Annotated in this window: 14 protein-coding genes; 10 read left to right on the plus strand and 4 right to left on the minus strand. The window is 70.0% G+C overall.

The annotated features are described in order from the left end of the window. Nucleotides 1-51 precede the first annotated feature (51 nt). The 3 genes from ACFT7S_RS26325 to ACFT7S_RS26335 all read right to left on the minus strand — a co-directional run bounded on the left by ACFT7S_RS26325 (nucleotide 52) and on the right by ACFT7S_RS26335 (nucleotide 3148). Nucleotides 52-1233, minus strand: coding sequence for an ROK family protein (locus ACFT7S_RS26325; protein WP_382735917.1), 1182 nt, complete (start codon nucleotides 1231-1233; stop codon nucleotides 52-54). Between the two features lie 221 nt (nucleotides 1234-1454). Next, complete coding sequence (locus ACFT7S_RS26330) at nucleotides 1455-2132, minus strand: GntR family transcriptional regulator (protein ID WP_382735919.1); 678 nt, start codon at nucleotides 2130-2132, stop codon at nucleotides 1455-1457. Between the two features lie 65 nt (nucleotides 2133-2197). After that, nucleotides 2198-3148 (minus strand): beta-ketoacyl-ACP synthase III, encoded by a 951-nt coding sequence (locus ACFT7S_RS26335; protein WP_382735921.1) that lies wholly within the window; start codon nucleotides 3146-3148, stop codon nucleotides 2198-2200. A gap of 202 nt (nucleotides 3149-3350) precedes the next feature. On the opposite strand from ACFT7S_RS26335, the gene ACFT7S_RS26340 reads away from it, so the two are divergent. The 5 genes from ACFT7S_RS26340 to fdhD are packed head-to-tail and all read left to right on the plus strand — an operon-like array spanning nucleotide 3351 to nucleotide 9991. Then, entirely contained in the window at nucleotides 3351-4340 is a 990-nt protein-coding gene (locus ACFT7S_RS26340; protein WP_382735923.1) for a 2-dehydropantoate 2-reductase, read from the plus strand. Beyond that, the gene (locus tag ACFT7S_RS26345; RefSeq protein ID WP_382735925.1) at nucleotides 4337-6301 is read left to right on the plus strand and encodes a molybdopterin oxidoreductase family protein; all 1965 of its coding nucleotides are present in this window, start codon (nucleotides 4337-4339) and stop codon (nucleotides 6299-6301) included. Before ACFT7S_RS26340 ends, ACFT7S_RS26345 begins: the two co-directional genes overlap by 4 nt. Further along, a complete protein-coding gene (locus ACFT7S_RS26350) occupies nucleotides 6292-8280 on the plus strand; it encodes an NAD(P)H-dependent oxidoreductase subunit E (protein ID WP_382735927.1) in 1989 nt (662 codons plus the stop codon). The genes ACFT7S_RS26345 and ACFT7S_RS26350 overlap by 10 nt, the downstream gene beginning before the upstream one ends. Next, the gene (locus ACFT7S_RS26355) at nucleotides 8277-9137 is read left to right on the plus strand and encodes a 2Fe-2S iron-sulfur cluster-binding protein (protein WP_382735929.1); all 861 of its coding nucleotides are present in this window, start codon (nucleotides 8277-8279) and stop codon (nucleotides 9135-9137) included. Before ACFT7S_RS26350 ends, ACFT7S_RS26355 begins: the two co-directional genes overlap by 4 nt. A gap of 5 nt (nucleotides 9138-9142) precedes the next feature. Then, nucleotides 9143-9991, plus strand: a complete 849-nt coding sequence (gene fdhD, locus ACFT7S_RS26360) for a formate dehydrogenase accessory sulfurtransferase FdhD (protein ID WP_382735931.1) — start codon at nucleotides 9143-9145, stop codon at nucleotides 9989-9991. A gap of 84 nt (nucleotides 9992-10075) precedes the next feature. Here the strand turns inward: fdhD and ACFT7S_RS26365 are convergent, their stop codons facing one another. Continuing rightward, nucleotides 10076-11095, minus strand: coding sequence for a bile acid:sodium symporter family protein (locus tag ACFT7S_RS26365; protein ID WP_382735932.1), 1020 nt, complete (start codon nucleotides 11093-11095; stop codon nucleotides 10076-10078). Nucleotides 11096-11211: 116 nt separating this feature from the next. Here ACFT7S_RS26365 and ACFT7S_RS26370 point away from each other — a divergent pair, with 116 nt between their 5' ends. From ACFT7S_RS26370 to ACFT7S_RS26390, 5 genes are all read left to right on the plus strand, one after another. Continuing rightward, a complete protein-coding gene (locus ACFT7S_RS26370) occupies nucleotides 11212-12096 on the plus strand; it encodes a LysR substrate-binding domain-containing protein (RefSeq protein ID WP_382735934.1) in 885 nt (294 codons plus the stop codon). A 283-nt stretch (nucleotides 12097-12379) separates the two neighbouring features. Beyond that, nucleotides 12380-14179, plus strand: a complete 1800-nt coding sequence (locus tag ACFT7S_RS26375; protein ID WP_382735936.1) for an AMP-dependent synthetase/ligase — start codon at nucleotides 12380-12382, stop codon at nucleotides 14177-14179. A gap of 97 nt (nucleotides 14180-14276) precedes the next feature. Continuing rightward, the gene (locus ACFT7S_RS26380; RefSeq protein ID WP_382735938.1) at nucleotides 14277-15113 is read left to right on the plus strand and encodes an aldo/keto reductase; all 837 of its coding nucleotides are present in this window, start codon (nucleotides 14277-14279) and stop codon (nucleotides 15111-15113) included. Nucleotides 15114-15234: 121 nt separating this feature from the next. Beyond that, nucleotides 15235-15714 (plus strand): RICIN domain-containing protein, encoded by a 480-nt coding sequence (locus ACFT7S_RS26385; RefSeq protein ID WP_382735940.1) that lies wholly within the window; start codon nucleotides 15235-15237, stop codon nucleotides 15712-15714. Nucleotides 15715-15809: 95 nt separating this feature from the next. Further along, nucleotides 15810-16430 carry a hypothetical protein gene (locus ACFT7S_RS26390; RefSeq protein ID WP_382735942.1) on the plus strand — a complete coding sequence of 207 codons (621 nt, stop codon included), beginning with the start codon at nucleotides 15810-15812 and terminating at the stop codon, nucleotides 16428-16430. Nucleotides 16431-16438 lie beyond the last annotated feature (8 nt).

Genomic DNA, 16438 nt, shown 5'->3' on the forward strand with positions numbered 1-16438 from the left:
GGTACTGGACGTGCTCGTGCGGACGTGCTGTCGTGCTGACCGGTCCGAGGATCAGGCCGGTGAGAACAGGTGGTCGCTGATGAGCCGGGCGGCGCCGATCACTCCGGCGGCCGGTCCCAACTCCCCCAGGACGATGGGAAGGTTGCCTGTGGCGAGCGGCAGGGACTGCCGGTAGACCTGGGTCCGGACACTGGCGAGCAGGTTGTGGCCGAGACCGGTCACACCGCCGCCGATCACCACCAGACCAGGGTTGAAGAAGCTGACGAGTCCGGCAATGACCTGGCCGACCCTGTTGCCGCCCTCACGGATGAGGTCGAGAGCGGCGGCGTCACCGGCCGCCGCGGCGGCGGCGACGTCGACGGCGTTGAGTTTCCCTGCCGCTTCGAGCCGGGCCGCGAGCTCCGCCGACCGCCCGGAGCGTGCCGCGTCCTCCGCGTCGCGGGCGAGCGCCGCGCCGCTGAAGTGGGCTTCCAGGCAGCCCCGGTTGCCGCAGGCGCAGGCCCTGCCGTCCGGTTCCACCTGGATGTGGCCGATGTCCCCGGCGCTGCCCGTCGTACCGCGGTAGACCTCGCCGCCGACGACGATGCCGCAGCCGATACCCGTACCGATCTTGACGCAGAGGAAGTCGCCCACGGAGCGTGCGACGCCCGCGTGCTGCTCCCCCATCGCCATGAGGTTCACGTCGTTGTCGACCATGACGGGGCAGCCCAGCTCCTGGCTGAGCGCCTCGCGGACCGGGAAACCGTCCCAGCCAGGCATGATCGGCGGCGCGACCGGTACGCCTTCGGGGAAGCGGACGGGCCCCGGTACGCCGATGCCCGCGCCGTCGAAGCCCTCGGCGAGCCCGGAGGCCCGGAGCTTGGCTGCCATCGACAGCACCTGCTCGAAGACGGCGACGGGACCTTCGCGTACGTCCATGGGGTGGTTGAGGTGCCCGAGGACCTCCAACTCGGCGTTGGTGACAGCCACATCGATGGATGTGGCGCCGATGTCGACACCGAGGAACCGCAGTGCCGGGGCGAGCCGGATGTTGTGGGAGCGGCGCCCACCGCGCGAGGCGGCGAGTCCGTCGGCCACGACGAGGCCGGTCTCCAGCAGCCGGTCCACCTCGACGGCGAGCTTGGAGCGCGAGAGATCGATCTCGTCTCCGAGCTGCGCACGGGAGTTGGGGCCGCCGTCGCGCAACAGCCGTAGCAGTCGCGCCTGATGCGCGTTCGCGGGTCGAGCCGTCATGCGTCTCACACGTCCCTCCCCGCCACATCGGACAGTCCGTCGGGCTTTGGAGGGGAACGTAGCAGCGCTTTCCCGGAGTGGGAAGAAGTTGCGCAGCAATCCGCTCCAACTTTCTCCACACCCAGGACAAAGACATGCGCCCGCCCGGACACACCGATGGGGCACCGGGAGTTCCCGGTGCCCCATCGGTCCGATCAGACGCCTCTTCTATGCCTCTTCTTCTATGCCTCTTCGCGCCGGTGGTACGTCTCGCGCGTGTGCTCCGTGTGCGCGCGCATGACCTCCGTGGCCCGCTGCTCGTCCCGCGAGGAGATCGCCGCGATCAGTGCGCGGTGCTCGATCCACGACTGGGTGCCGCGCTGACGGGCCACCGGCGTGTAGTACCAGCGGACCCTGCGGTCCACCTGTCCGGCCAGTTCGGCGAGGACGACATTGCCGGCCAGCTCCATGACCTTGGCGTGGAAGGCGGCGTTGGTGGCGACCGCCAGGTCCACGTCGTCGTCGGCCACGGCCTGCTCGCCCTTGGCGCAGAGCTCTTCGAGCGCCGCGATGCCTGCCGTGCCCGAGTTGGCGGCGGCGAGCCTGGCCGCCTCGGCCTCAAGGAGCGTACGGACCGAGAGCAGCTGGTCCGCCTCATGCTCGGTGGGCTCGTGGACGAAGGCGCCCTGCGCGGGACGCAGGTCGACCCAGCCCTCGGTGTTCAGCCGCTGGAGCGCTTCGCGCACCGGCTGCCTGGACACCCCGAGATGCCCCGCGAGTTCACTCTCGACGAGGTGCTGGCCGGGGCGCAGCGCTCGTGTGGTGATCAGTTCGAGCAGCGCCTCGTAGATGCGCTCGCGCAGCGGACCGGGCCGCTCCAGCTTTGGCACAGCCCCTTGCGGCAGTCCTGTGGACAACATCGGCGGTCCCCCTCCAGGCGACGAGCAATTGCTTATCGTCTACAGTCTACCGAGCACAATGCGGGTCAGGGACAGCGGATCACTTGACCGGCGTACGAGAGGTTGCCTCCGAAGCCGAAAAGCAGCACCGGTGCACCGCTCTCGACCTCCCCGCGCTCCACCAGCTTGGACAGTGCCATCGGGATGGAAGCGGCGGATGTATTGCCCGAATCCACCACATCACGGGCGATGATCGCGTTGACCGCACCGATCTTCTTCGCGACCGGTTCGATGATCCTCAAATTGGCTTGATGCAGCACCACCGCGGCGAGGTCCTCGGGGGCGATTCCTGCCTTTTCGCACACCTTGCGGGCAATCGGCGGCAGCTGCGTGGTGGCCCAGCGGTAGACGGACTGCCCCTCCTGCGCGAAGCGCGGGGGCGTGCCCTCGATGCGCACGGCGTTACCCATCTCGGGCACCGAGCCCCAGAGGACCGGACCGATCCCGGGCCGGTCACCGGCACCGGGGTCCGCGACGACGACCGCCGCGCCCGCACCATCACCGAGCAGGACGCAGGTGGTGCGGTCGGTCCAGTCGGCGATATCGGCCATCTTGTCGGCGCCGATGACCAGGACCCGCGTGGCGGCCTCGGCCCTGATCGCGTGATCCGCGGTCGCCAGGGCGTGCGTGAAGCCGGAACAGACCACGTTGATGTCCATCACAGCGGGCGAGCCCATACCGAGCCGCGCCGCGACCCGCGCGGACATGCTCGGCGAGCGGTTGATGGCTGTGGAGGTGGCCACGAGGACCATGTCGATATCCGAGGGCTGCAGGCCGGCCGAGGCCAGCGCCTTGGCTCCCGCGTGTGCGGCCATCTCGTCCACCGGCTCGTCGGGACCACCTACGTGACGGGTCTTGATGCCGACACGGCTGGTGATCCACTCGTCACTGGTGTCGACCATGGCGGCCAGATCGTCATTGGTGAGCACCTTGGCGGGCTGATAGTGGCCGAGCGCCACGACACGTGAGCCGGTCATGTACGGGTTCCCCTCGATACGTATGGCAGGAACCATCCAGTCTTGGTCGCTACCGCCCGGTACGGGGGCACGTAACCCCACAGGATTCCGGCCCGGAGGTTGGAGCCTTGACAACAGCCTTGACCCTCCAGAAGGCATACTGTAGACAATATTCTGTCGACTTGACACCCTCGCTCGGTCCTCTCACCGAACGGAGAGCCCCGTGAAAGTCGCAGTTGTCGGTGCCGGAGCCATCGGCGCCTATGTCGGGGCCGCGCTCCACCGCGCCGGCGCCGAGGTCCATCTCATCGCCCGAGGTCCGCATCTGGCGGCCATGCGCCGTGACGGTGTGCGCGTCCTCAGTCCGCGCGGCGACTTCACCGCGCGCCCCTCGGCCACCGACGACCCCTCGGACGTCGGACCCGTCGACTATGTGTTCCTCGGCCTGAAGGCCAACTCGTACGCGGTGTCGGGCCCCCTGGTCCATCCGCTGATGCATGACCGCACCGCCGTCATCGCGGCGCAGAACGGCATTCCCTGGTGGTACTTCCACGGCCTCGCGGGGCCGCACACCGGGCGCCGTCTCGACAGCGTCGACCCGGCGGGCGCGGTCAGCGCCACCCTGCCGCCCGAACGCGCCATCGGGTGCGTCGTGTACGCCGCCACGGAGATCGAGGCGCCCGGCGTCGTACGCCACCTGGAAGGCACCCGCTTCTCCATCGGTGAGCCGGACCGCTCCGTCTCGCAGCGCTGTCTCGACTTCAGCGCCGCGATGGTCGCGGGCGGGCTCAAGTGCCCCGTCGAACCGGATCTGCGCAACGACATCTGGATCAAACTGCTCGGCAACATCTCCTTCAACCCGATCAGCGCGCTGGCCAGAGCCACCATGGGCCAGATCTGCCGCCATCCGGACACCCGCGCACTCGTGGAGTCGATGATGCGCGAAACCCTCGACGTGGCGGCGGCCCTCGGCTGCCACCCCGAGATCTCCGTGGAGCGGCGCATCGCGGGCGCCGAACGCGTCGGCGACCACAAGACCTCCACCCTCCAGGACCTGGAGAAGGGCAAACCTCTCGAACTCGACGTGCTGCTCGCCGCCGTCGTCGAGCTGGCCGGACTGGCCGGGACGCCCGTACCGACGCTGCGCGCCGTGCACGCGCTCGCCGACCTCCTCGCCACCACCTCCTCGGCCCCAGCAGGGAGCGCACCATGAACAACAGCCGCACCAACGGCAACGACGGCAGGCTCCGCAAGGGCCGGCAGCCGAAGACGTACGAACGACTGACGCACCCGCTCGTACGCGACGAGGGCGGGAATCTGCGCCGTGCGAGCTGGGACGAGGCGCTGACGCGCGCGGCTGCCGGATTCCGGCAGACCCGTGAGGCGTACGGCCCCGATGCCTTCGCGATGCTCTCCTGTGCCCGCGCCACCAACGAGATGAATTACGTGGCCCAGAAGTTCACCCGGGTGGTGATGGGGACCAACAACGTCGACTCCTGCAACCGCACCTGCCATGCCCCCAGCGTCGCCGGGCTCTCGGCCGCCTTCGGCTCGGGCGGCGGCACCTCTTCGTACGAGGAGGTCGAGCACACGGACCTCGTCGTCATGTGGGGCTCCAACGCCCGTTTCGCGCACCCGATCTTCTTCCAGCACGTACTGAAGGGCATCCACAACGGGGCCCGGATGTACGCCGTCGACCCGCGCCGCACCTCGACCGCGGAGTGGGCGGAGAGCTGGCTCGGCCTCAACGTCGGCACCGACATCCCGCTCGCGCACGCCATCGGCCGCGAGATCATCCACGCCGGGCTGGTCAACACCGCGTTCGTGGACCGGGCCACGACCGGCTTCGCGGAGTACGCGGCGCTCGTCGAGCCCTGGACGCTGACAGCCGCGGAGCAGGTCACCGGCGTCCCGGCCGAAGCGATCCGGGACCTCGCGCACGCCTACGCCACCGCCGAACGCGCCCAGTTGTGCTGGACGCTGGGCATCACCGAGCACCACAACGGCACCGACAACGTCCGCGCCCTGATCAACCTGTCGATGCTCACCGGGCACGTCGGACGGTACGGCTCCGGGGTGCAGCCGCTTCGCGGCCAGAACAACGTGCAGGGTGGCGGCGACATGGGCGCCATCCCGAACAAGCTGCCCGGCTTCCAGGACATCCTCGACCCCCGGTCGCGGGAGAAGTTCGAACAGTCCTGGGAGACCGTCATCCAGCCCCGTTACGGAAAGACGCTCACCGAGATGTTCGAGGCGATGGAGAGCGGCGAGCTGCGGGCCGTGTACTGCATCGGCGAGAATCCGGCCCAGTCCGAGGCCGACAGCGAACAGGCCGTGCGGCGCCTCGCCTCGCTCGACCATCTGGTGGTGCAGGACATCTTCCTGACGAAGACGGCCGAGATGGCCGATGTCGTCCTGCCCGCCGCCGCCGCGTGGGCGGAGACGGACGGCACGACGACCAACAGCGAACGGCGCGTGCAGCGGGTCCGGGCGGCCCTGGTGCCTCCGGGCGAGGCCCGCGAGGACATCGACATCATCTGCGCACTGGCCGAACGCCTGGGCCACGACTGGAAGTTCGCCGATTCCGAGGCCGTCTGGAACGAACTGCGGGCCCTGTCCCCCGACCACTTCGGCATGACGTACGAGCGGCTGGCCCAGCACCAGGGGCTGCAGTGGCCCTGCCCGGACACGGAGAAACTGCCGTCGAGCTTCCTGCACGCCCGCCTCTGGGAGACCGACCCGGCGCGGCGAGGACCCGCGGCCCCCTTCGGCCTGGTGGCGCACGACCCGCCGGTCGACCTCACCGATGAGACGTACCCGCTGCGGCTGACGACGGGGCGTCGCCTCGACTCGTACAACACGGGTGTGCAGAGCGGCAGTTACGCCTCTCCCCTGCGTCGCGGCGAGTACATCGAGCTCTGCCCGGAGGACGCCGAGGCGTACGGCGTCGCGAGCGAGGAGCAGGTACGGGTCTCGTCCCGGCGAGGCAGCGTCACCGCGCCCGTGTGGATCGACCCCGGTCTGCGGCCGGGGCTGGCCTTCATGACGATGCACTTCCCTGACGAGACCGACACCAACCAGCTGACGATCGAGGCGAACTGTCCGATCGCCGGCACCGCCGAGTTCAAGGCCTCCGCCGTACGGATAGAGAAGCTGGTGCCCGCATGGACCTGAGATTCACCGGTGCCGCCCCCTCGGACTCCGAACGCGCCGCGGTCGACGCCCTGCTCGGCCCCCCGCCGTCCGGCTGGGAGGGCGCCACCGAACGCACCGACGAGGACCTGCGCTGGGCGAAGGGCGGCGCCTCGGCCGCCAAGGACCGGCGCGACCAGCTTCTGCCCGCCCTGCACGCGGTGAACGACCGGGTGGGGTGGATCAGCGAGGGAGCGCTGGACTACATCTGCCGCCGGCTGACGGTGGCTCCGGCGGAGGCGTACGGCGTCGCGACCTTCTACTCGATGTTCTCCGTGAAGCCCCGCCCCGCGAAGGTGCTCCACGTCTGCGCCGACCTGGCCTGCGCGGCCCGCGGCTCAGGGGCGCTCTGCGCGACCCTGCGCGAACAACTGGGCGAACCGGGCACCCCGGCGGAGGGCGCGGTCTGGCAGGAGAGCCCCTGCCTGGGCCTGTGCGAAAGGGCCCCGGCGGCGCTGCTGCTCCAGGCGGGAGATCCAGCGCCCGAGCCACCTGCTCGCCTCCCAGCCCCTGGGGGCTCCCCCTGGACGCAGCCCTTGGGGGAGTTTGAGGAGCGGGGGTCCGGGGGCGGAGCCCCCGGTTACGGGAAGGGGCGGGGTGGGGAATGGCCCGCCGCAGGCGCCCCCCACCGCCACGCGGTCATCGCCCCAGCCACCGCCCCCACGCTCGCCGCAGCCACCCGCTCCCCCGAATCCGCCCCCACCGAACCCCCCGCCGAATCCGCCGTTCCCCAGGCCGGCTCCCCCAACCTCGTCCTCCTCAAGCGCATCGGCACAGTCGACCCCACCTCCCTCGACGACTACCGGTCCACCGGCGGATACACCGCCCTGCGCAGGGCGTTCGCCCTCGGCCCCACCGGGGTGATCCGCGAAGTACTGGACGCCGGCCTCGTCGGCAGGGGCGGCGCCGCGTTCCCCACCGGACGCAAGTGGCAGGCCACCGCCCAACAGGCCGACGGCCCGCACTACCTGGTCTGCAACGCCGACGAGAGCGAACCGGGCACGTTCAAGGACCGCGTCCTGATGGAGGGCGACCCCTTCGCGCTGATCGAGGCGATGACCGTCGCCGGATACGCCGTCGGCGCCGAGCACGGTTACCTGTACCTGCGCGGCGAGTACCCGCGCGCGTACGAACGGCTGAGCAACGCCATATCGGCCGCCCGCGCCCGCGGCCTGCTGGGGCCGGACGTCCTCGGGCAGGGATACGCCTTCGACATCGAGATCCGGCGCGGGGCCGGGGCGTACATCTGCGGCGAGGAGACCGCGATCTTCAACTCGATCGAGGGGCAGCGGGGCGAGCCACGCTCCAAACCGCCGTTCCCGGTGGAGAAGGGGCTCTTCGGCAAGCCGACCGCCGTCAACAACGTCGAGACGCTGGTCAACGTCCTGCCGATCCTGGAGCACGGAGCCGCCGCCTACGCGGCCACCGGCACCGGAGCGTCGACCGGCACCAAACTGTTCTGCGTATCGGGGCAGGTCGCCCGCCCCGGCATCTACGAGCTGCCGTTCGGCGCGAATCTGCGGGAACTGCTCGACCTTGCGGGCCCGTCGCAGAATCTGCGGGCGGTGCTTCTCGGCGGAGCGGCGGGCGGCTTCGTACGCCCCGACGAGCTGGACATCTCCCTCACCTTCGAGGGGACGCGGGCGGCGGGCACCACGCTCGGTTCGGGGGTGGTGCTGGTCCTGGACGACTCCGTCGAGCTGCCCCGCATTCTGCTGCGGATCGCCGAGTTCTTCCGCGACGAGTCGTGCGGCCAGTGCGTGCCCTGCCGGGTCGGCACCGTGCGCCAGGAGGAGGCGCTGCACCGGATCGTGGACCGGACCGGCACCGGCGCCGCCGAGGACATCGCGCTGATGAGAGAGGTGGGGCAGGCCATGCGGGACGCCTCGATCTGCGGTCTGGGGCAGACCGCCTGGAATGCCGTGGAGTCGGCCATCGACCGTCTGGGGGTCTACAAGTGACCGCTGTGCCGCTGCAACTTCCGCGCCGTCTGGTCGAGTTCACCCTCGACGGGCAGGAGACCCGGGTCCCGGAGGGCTCGACGATCCTGGACGCCTGCCGGGCGGCGGGCAAGGACATCCCCACCCTGTGCCAGGGCGACACGCTCACTCCGAAGAACGCCTGCCGGGTCTGCGTCGTCGAGGTGGAGGGCGCCCGCACCCTCGCACCCGCGTGCTCGCGCCGCGCGGAAGCGGGCATGACGGTGCTGACGGACACCGAGCGGGCCAGGCACAGCCGCAAGGTGGTCCTGGAGCTGCTCGCCTCGTCCACCGACCTGTCGACGACGCCGCGGGCCGCGGAATGGCTCAAGGAGTACGAGGCGAAGCCGGACCGTTTCGGTCCGGACGCCGCCCGGGTCAACGAGGAAGCCAAGGTCGACAACGACCTCTACGTCCGCGACTACGACAAGTGCATCCTCTGCTACAAGTGCGTGGACGCATGTGGCGACCAGTGGCAGAACACCTTCGCGATCGCCGTGGCGGGGCGCGGTTTCGACGCCCGTATCTCCACCGAGCACGACGCCCCGCTGACCGATTCGGCGTGCGTCTACTGCGGCAACTGCATCGAGGTCTGCCCCACCGGGGCGCTCTCCTTCAAGAGCGAGTTCGATATGCGCGCGGCCGGCACCTGGGACGAACCGGCCCAGACCGAGACCACCACCGTCTGCGCGTACTGCGGCGTCGGCTGCAACGTCACCCTCCACGTGCAGGACAATGAGATCGTCAAGGTCACCTCGCCGCACGACAACCCGGTGACCCACGGCAACCTCTGCATCAAGGGCCGTTTCGGCTACCAACACGTACAGAATCGGGTTTAACCGCCATGGGACGGGTCACCGAGCGCCGCCGCACCATCCGCATCCGGGACGGGGCGGTCACCACCCGCCCCGACACACTGGTCGCCGAGGAGCCGCTGGAGATCCGGCTGAACGGCAAGCCGCTCGCCATCACGATGCGTACCCCCGGTGACGACTTCGCGCTGGCGGCGGGCTTCCTGGTGAGCGAGGGCGTGATCGGTGAGGGCTCCGAGGTGCAGTCGATCGTGTACTGCGCCGGGGCGACGGCCGACGGAGTCAACACGTACAACGTGGTCGACGTGAAACTCGCGCCGGGCGTCGTGGTCCCCGACATCACGCTCGAACGCAACGTGTACACCACGTCGTCGTGCGGTCTGTGCGGCAAGGCGAGCCTCGACGCCGTCCGCACCACCACACGTCATCCCGTCGCAGATACGCCCCCGGTCCGGGTGACGCCCGAACTGCTCGCCGGCCTCCCCGACCGGTTGCGCGAGGCACAACGGGTGTTCGACCGGACCGGGGGTCTGCACGCGGCGGCGTTGTTCTCGGAGGCGGGCGAAATGCTCGACATCCGGGAGGACGTCGGCCGGCACAACGCGGTCGACAAGCTCGTCGGCCGGGCCCTCACCGATCACCGGCTGCCGCTCTCGCGAGCGATTCTGCTGGTGTCGGGGCGGGCCTCGTTCGAACTGGCGCAGAAGGCGGTGATGGCCGGCATTCCGATGCTCGCCGCCGTCTCGGCGCCGTCGTCGCTGGCCGTCGATCTGGCGGCCGAGAGCGGACTGACCCTGGTCGGTTTCCTCCGGGGTCCGTCCATGAACGTGTACGCGGGTGAGCACCGCATCGCCCTGGAGGCGACGGCCGGCACGGGCTGACGCGGGGCCCGCCCGCTGCACGGGTCGGGGGTCCGGACGGCGGGGAGCGCCCCCTGCGCCGGCCGGACCCTGCCGGGCCCGGTCTCAGCCCACCGTGACGGTCTCCTGCGGGACCGCCGCGCTCGTCGGCAGCGGGTCGCGCGCGCGTCGTTTCGCGATCACCGCGCAGACCATCAGCTGCATCTGGTGGAAGAGCATCAGCGGCAGCACCGCGAGACTCGCGTGCGCGCCGAACAGGACACTCGCCATCGGCAGTCCGGCTGCCAGGCTCTTCTTCGAGCCGGCGAACTGGATGGCGATCCGGTCCCCCCGGCCGAATCCGAGGCGTTTCGCGCCGTACCAGGTCAGGCTGAGCATCAGCGCGAGCAGCACCGCTTCGGTGGCGAGCAGCGCGCCGAGGCGGGCCGGGGTGACCTGGTGCCAGATGCCGGCGACCATGCCCTCGCTGAACGCCGTGTAGACGACCAGCAGGATCGATCCGCGGTCGACATATCCGAGGACCTTCTTGTGGCGGGCGAGGAAGCCGCCGATCCACCGGCGCAGCACCTGCCCGGCGAAGAACGGCACCAGCAGCTGGAGCACGATCTTCAGCAGCGCGTCGGCCGAGAAGCCGCCGCCGCTCCCCCCGAGCAGCAGGGCGGCGAGCAGCGGGGTGAGGAGAATCCCGGCGATGCTGGAGAAGGAGCCCGCGCAGATCGCCGCGGGCACATTGCCGCGGGCGATCGAGGTGAAGGCGATCGAGGACTGGATCGTCGAGGGGACCAGGCAGAGGAAGAGCAGGCCCTCCTGGAGCTGGGGCGTCAGGACGTACGGCACGAGTCCCTTGCCGGCCAGTCCGAGCAGCGGGAACGCGACGAACGTGCAGACCAGGACGGTGAGATGGAGGCGCCAGTGCCTCAGACCTTCGAGTGCCTCGGCGGTGGAGAGCCGGGCTCCGTAGAGGAAGAAGAGGAGGGCGACCGCTCCGGTGGACGCCCCGCCCGCGACCTCCGCAGCGGTTCCGGATGCGGGCAGCAGCGCCGCGAGCACGACCGTGCCGATCAGCGCCAGGATGTACGGGTCGATCGGCAGCCAGGACGGCAGCTTCAGGGTGCGGCGGCTCATGTGCTCCACGTGTCTCTCGGTCAGGTCGTGCCCTCCCCATCGTGCTCCTGATCGGGGCAATCGGGAATCCGGCATACCGTTCTGACTGTCATCACGGATCGCGATAACCTGGGTCCATGTACGACCCCGCCCAGCTCCGTACCTTTCTCGCCGTCGCGCAGACCCTGAGCTTCACGCAGGCCGCACGCAGGCTCGGTGTCCGCCAGTCCACGGTCAGTCAGCATGTGCGGCGGCTGGAGGACGCGACCGGGCGGCAGCTGTTCGCCCGGGACACCCACAGCGTCGATCTCACCGAGGACGGCGAGGCGATGCTCGGCTTCGCCCGGTCGATCCTCCAGGCGCACGAGCGGGCGTCGGCCTTCTTCACCGGCACGCGGCTGCGCGGCCGACTGCGGTTCGGCGTCTCCGAGGACTTCGTGCTCACCAGGCTTCCGGAGATCCTGGAATCGTTCCGCCGCGACCACCCCGAGGTCGAACTGGAGCTGACCGTGGAGCTGTCGGGGACCCTGCACCAGCAGCTGGAGGCGGGCCGCCTCGATCTGGTGCTGGCCAAGCGGCGCACGGGCGACACGCACGGCGAGGTCGTCTGGCGGGACGTGCTGGCCTGGATCGGCGCACCGCAGCTCCGGATCGACCCGGAGCGCCCGGTGCCGTTGATCGTCTTCCCGCCGCCCGGCATCACCCGGGCCCGTGCCCTGGAGGTTCTGGAGGAGCACGGCAGGTCCTGGCGGGTGGCCTGTACGAGTACGAGCCTGAGCGGACTGATCGCGGCGGCCCGCGCGGGCCTGGGCGTCATGGCGCACACCCGCGGGCTGATCCCGCCCGGACTGGCGCCGGTGCCGGCCAGGGCGGGGCTGCCGGAGCTCGGCGACGTGGACTTCGTCCTGCTGCACGGCAGGAACCGGGGACGGGCACAGGAAGCGGCGGACGCCCTGGCCTCGGCGATCCTGGCGGGCGGCGACCGGCTGCACCGGGGGATCAGCGGCCGGGAATCCGCCTGACAGCGGGGGCGTACATAAGCGAGGAAGGGCGGTATACCCGTACAGAATGGGAGTGATCGCGATGTACAGATTCGGTGGAGATTCCGGCGCAAGCCCCGTACTCCGTGGTCGGAAGTCTGCCCGGGCCTTGCCCATCTGGCCGGATATCTACGGCTGACCTGTGCAGATGCTATGCGTTACGGAGGCTTCACACTCTCCCGCGACGGCGCCCTGTGGGGTAGCGTCGCGGCGCTGTGCGGAGGCCACGAGGAGCGGTTCATTGCGCGAATTCACTGTCCCACCCATGGCGGCCGCGCCCCACGTCGGCGGTCTCGCCGATACCGTGTTCGACAACGCCGAGGACGATCCGCACCGGATCGCGCTGGGGCGCAAGGACGCGGACGGACACTGGCGCGATGTCAGCGCCGCAAACTTTCGCGACGAGGTGCTGGCCCTGGCCAAGGGGCTGATCGCGCACGGCGTCCGGTTCGGCGACCGCATCGCCCTGATGTCCCGTACGCGCTACGAGTGGACACTCTTCGACTTCGCGGTGTGGACCGTCGGTGCCCAGTCCGTACCGATCTACCCGACGTCATCGGCCGAGCAGGTCCTCTGGATGCTCCACGACGCCGAGGTCACCGCCGTCATGGTCGAGCACGAGGACCATGCGATGACCATCGGCTCGGTCGTCGACCGGCTGCCCCATCTGAAGCGGCTGTGGCAGCTGGACGCCGACGCGGTGGGCGAGCTGGTCGCGGCGGGCGCACAGATCGACGACGAGGTGGTGCACCGGCACCGCCGTGCCGTGACGCCGGAGTCGGTGGCGACCGTGATCTACACCTCGGGCACCACGGGCCGCCCGAAGGGCTGCGTGATCACGCACGCCAACTTCATGTTCGAGTCGGACACCATGGTCAGCCGGTGGGAGCCGGTGTTCCACTCCAAGCCGGGCGACGAGGCCGCGACCCTGCTCTTCCTCCCGCTGGCCCACGTCTTCGGCCGGATGGTGGAGATCGCCGCGCTCCGGGGCCGGGTGAAGCTGGGCCATCAGCCGGAGCTCTCGGCGCGCGCACTGATGCCGGACCTGGTCTCGTTCCGGCCGACGTTCATCCTCGCGGTCCCGTACATCTTCGAGAAGGTCTTCAACGGCGCCCGGCGCAAGGCCGAGGCGGAGGGGCGGCTCGGACCTTTCGAGAAGGCCGTCGAGATCGCGGTGAAGTACGCGGAGGCCATGGAGCACCGGGCCTTCGGCACCGGACCCGGTCCCTCCGCCGGGCTGCGGATGCAGCACCAGTTCTTTGACAAGGTTGTCTACAAGAAGGTCCGCGACGCGATGGGCGGCCGGGTGCGGCACGCGATGTCGGGCGGCTCCGGCATGGCCCGCACGCTCGGGCTGTTCTTCGCGGGCGCCGGTGTCCTCGTCTACGAGGGGTACGGCCTCACCGAGTCCACCGCCGCGGCGACCGCGAACCCGCCGGAGCGCACCCGGTACGGCACCGTCGGGCAGCCGATCCCCGGGTCGACCGTGCACATCGCCGATGACGGCGAGGTGTGGGTGCACGGCGCGAACATCTTCTCCGGCTATCTGGGCAACCCGAAGGCCACCGACGCGACGCTCCACGACGGCTGGCTGGCCACCGGCGACCTCGGTGCACTCGACGAGGACGGCTATCTGACGATCACCGGCCGGAAGAAGGAGATCCTGGTGACCTCCGGCGGCAAGAGCGTGTCGCCGGCCGGTCTGGAGGAGCGGGTGCGGGCCCATCCGCTGGTGGCGCAGTGCATCGCCGTCGGCAACGACCGTCCGTACATCGCGGCGCTGGTGACCGTGGACCAGGAGTCCGTGGACCACTGGCTCGTCATGCAGGGCCGGTCGCCGCTGAGCCCGGGCGAACTGGTGCGGGACCCCGATCTGGAGATGGAGGTCCGCCGCGCGGTCGTGGCCGCCAACACGGCGGTGTCACAGGCCGAGTCGATCCGTACGTTCCGAATACTGGCGCACCAGTTCACCGAGGAGCGCGGGCTGCTCACCCCTTCGCTGAAACTCAAGCGCAAGGCGATCGAGACGGCGTACGCGGCCGAGGTCGACGCGCTGTATCGCTGAGCCGCCCGCACACCCCACTCCTGCGAGCGGGAATGTGTACGCCTCCGTGATCGTTGACTCTCGGAGTACCAGCCGACAACGTAAGGATCGACTGCTCGTGAGCCAGGTCCCCTCCCTCACCCTCAACAACGGCGTCGACATGCCGCAGCTCGGTTTCGGTGTCTGGCAGGTGCCGGACGACGAGGCGGAGAAAGCGGTGGCCACGGCCATCGAGTCCGGGTACCGGAGTATCGACACCGCCGCGATCTACGAGAACGAGGTGGGCACCGGCAAGGCCGTCGCCGCCTCCGGTGTCGCCCGTGACGAGCTGTTCGTCACCACCAAGCTGTGGAACAGCGAGCAGGGGTACGACACGACGCTGCGCGCGTTCGACGCGTCGCTCGACAAGCTGGGTCTCGACTACGTCGACCTGTATCTGATCCACTGGCCGCTGCCGGCCAAGGACACGTACGTGGACACGTACAAGGCCCTGGAGAAGATCCACGCGGACGGCCGCGCGAAGGCCATCGGCGTGTCGAACTTCCTGCCCGCGCACCTGGAGCGCCTGATCGCCGAGACCTCCGTGGTCCCCGCGGTCAACCAGGTCGAGCTGCACCCGCAGCTCCAGCAGGCCGAGCTGCGTGCCCTGCACACCCAGCACGGCATCGCCACCGAGGCGTGGTCGCCGCTGGGTCAGGGCAAGGGCCTCCTGGAGGTCCCGACCGTCGTCGCGATCGCGCGTAAGCACAACCGGACGCCCGCCCAGGTGGTGCTGCGCTGGCACATCCAGACGGGCAACGTGGTGATCCCGAAGTCCGTGACCCCGTCGCGGATCGTGGAGAACCTGGACGTGTTCGGCTTCGAGCTGGACGCCGACGACCTCGCGGCGTTCGCCGCTCTGGACGAGGGCAAGCGCCTCGGTCCGGACCCGGCGGAGTTCCACTACGACGCCTGAGTCACCGAGTGCATCCGGTGATGCGACGCCGTCGGCCTCAAGGGCCGGCGGCGTCGTCGTGCGTCAGGTCACCGGTGGATACTGGCTTCCGCCGTCCGAACATGCCTGAGGAGAACGGAACATGAGCGCCGACACCGCGCCCGTCGTCGAAGCGGGCACGTACCGCCTGCGCAATGTGGCCAGCGGCCTGCTGCTGGAGGTCTACGGCGCGGCGAAGGGTGGCGGCGCCAACGTGCAGCAGGGCAAGGAGAACGGGTCGGCCGCACAGCACTGGCAGATCTCCCCCGTGCACGACGGTGCGGCGCTCCATCATCTGGTCAACGCCCACAGCGGCAAGCGCCTGGACGTCGCCAACGCCTCCACGGAGAACGGTGCCAACATCCAGCAGTGGAGGGCCAACAACTTCGGCGCCCAGGAGTGGCTGATCGAACAGCACCTGGAGGCGCCCGGGACCGTCACCCTCGTCAGCTTCATCAGCGGCCTCGTCCTGGAGGTCGCCGGAGGGAGCACCGAGGACGGGGCCAACGTCCAGCAGTGGGAGGACACCGACTCCCCTGGCCAGTGGTGGCAGTTGGAACCGGTGCCGCACTCCGGCGGATAGACAGGGCCTGGTCATGAGTACGCATACTCATGACCACGACAATCCGCTCGTCCCACAATCGACCGGCCCCTGTCGTACGGGAATGGAGTGCCTTCGTGAGACGTCTACCGCTGGCCGTTGCCGCCGGTCTGCTGCTTCTGACCGGCTGCGGCACCGAAGCTCCTCGCGTCGTGGACTCGGCCGACGGCCCCTCGGGCGCCGCCTCGCCTTCCAGTGCCCGGCCGTCCACGGCGCAGGACTGGAAGAAGCTGGCCGAGGAGGCCCGGGCGAAGCACGACAAGAAGTTCCGGGACGTGGCGGCGCGTTGCGCGGACGTCGCGCCGAGCCCGTCGGCCAGTCGGACGGCGACGGGCGCCACGGAGCCCGAGAATCCCGAGGCATCCCGCTACCGGGAGAACCACGCCTTCAAGCAGACAGCACCGCTCGGCCCCGATCAGCAGTGCCGTGGAGACGCCCACGCGGACCGGATCACCGATGCCCTGCGCGAGACCGGCGGGTCCGGCCCGTCCAACGAGCAGGACGTGCGAGCCGTCCTGGAAGGGCTCGGGTATCCGGCCGAAGTGACCCAGGTCTACGGCTCCGGCCACGCGCTCGGCTTCAGCCTCTCCGTTCCCGGCGCCCCGTGTGTCAGCGGCGGCGTGGGCCCGCCCCTTCACGTCGAGGCCCACGGCGCCTACATGGAGGGCGGTTGCGTGGAGCCCCGGGGCGGACACTGAGCCAGGCG

Source organism: Streptomyces sp. NPDC057136 (assembly GCF_042670885.1).
In the GTDB taxonomy this organism is placed as follows: Bacteria; Actinomycetota; Actinomycetes; order Streptomycetales; family Streptomycetaceae; genus Streptomyces.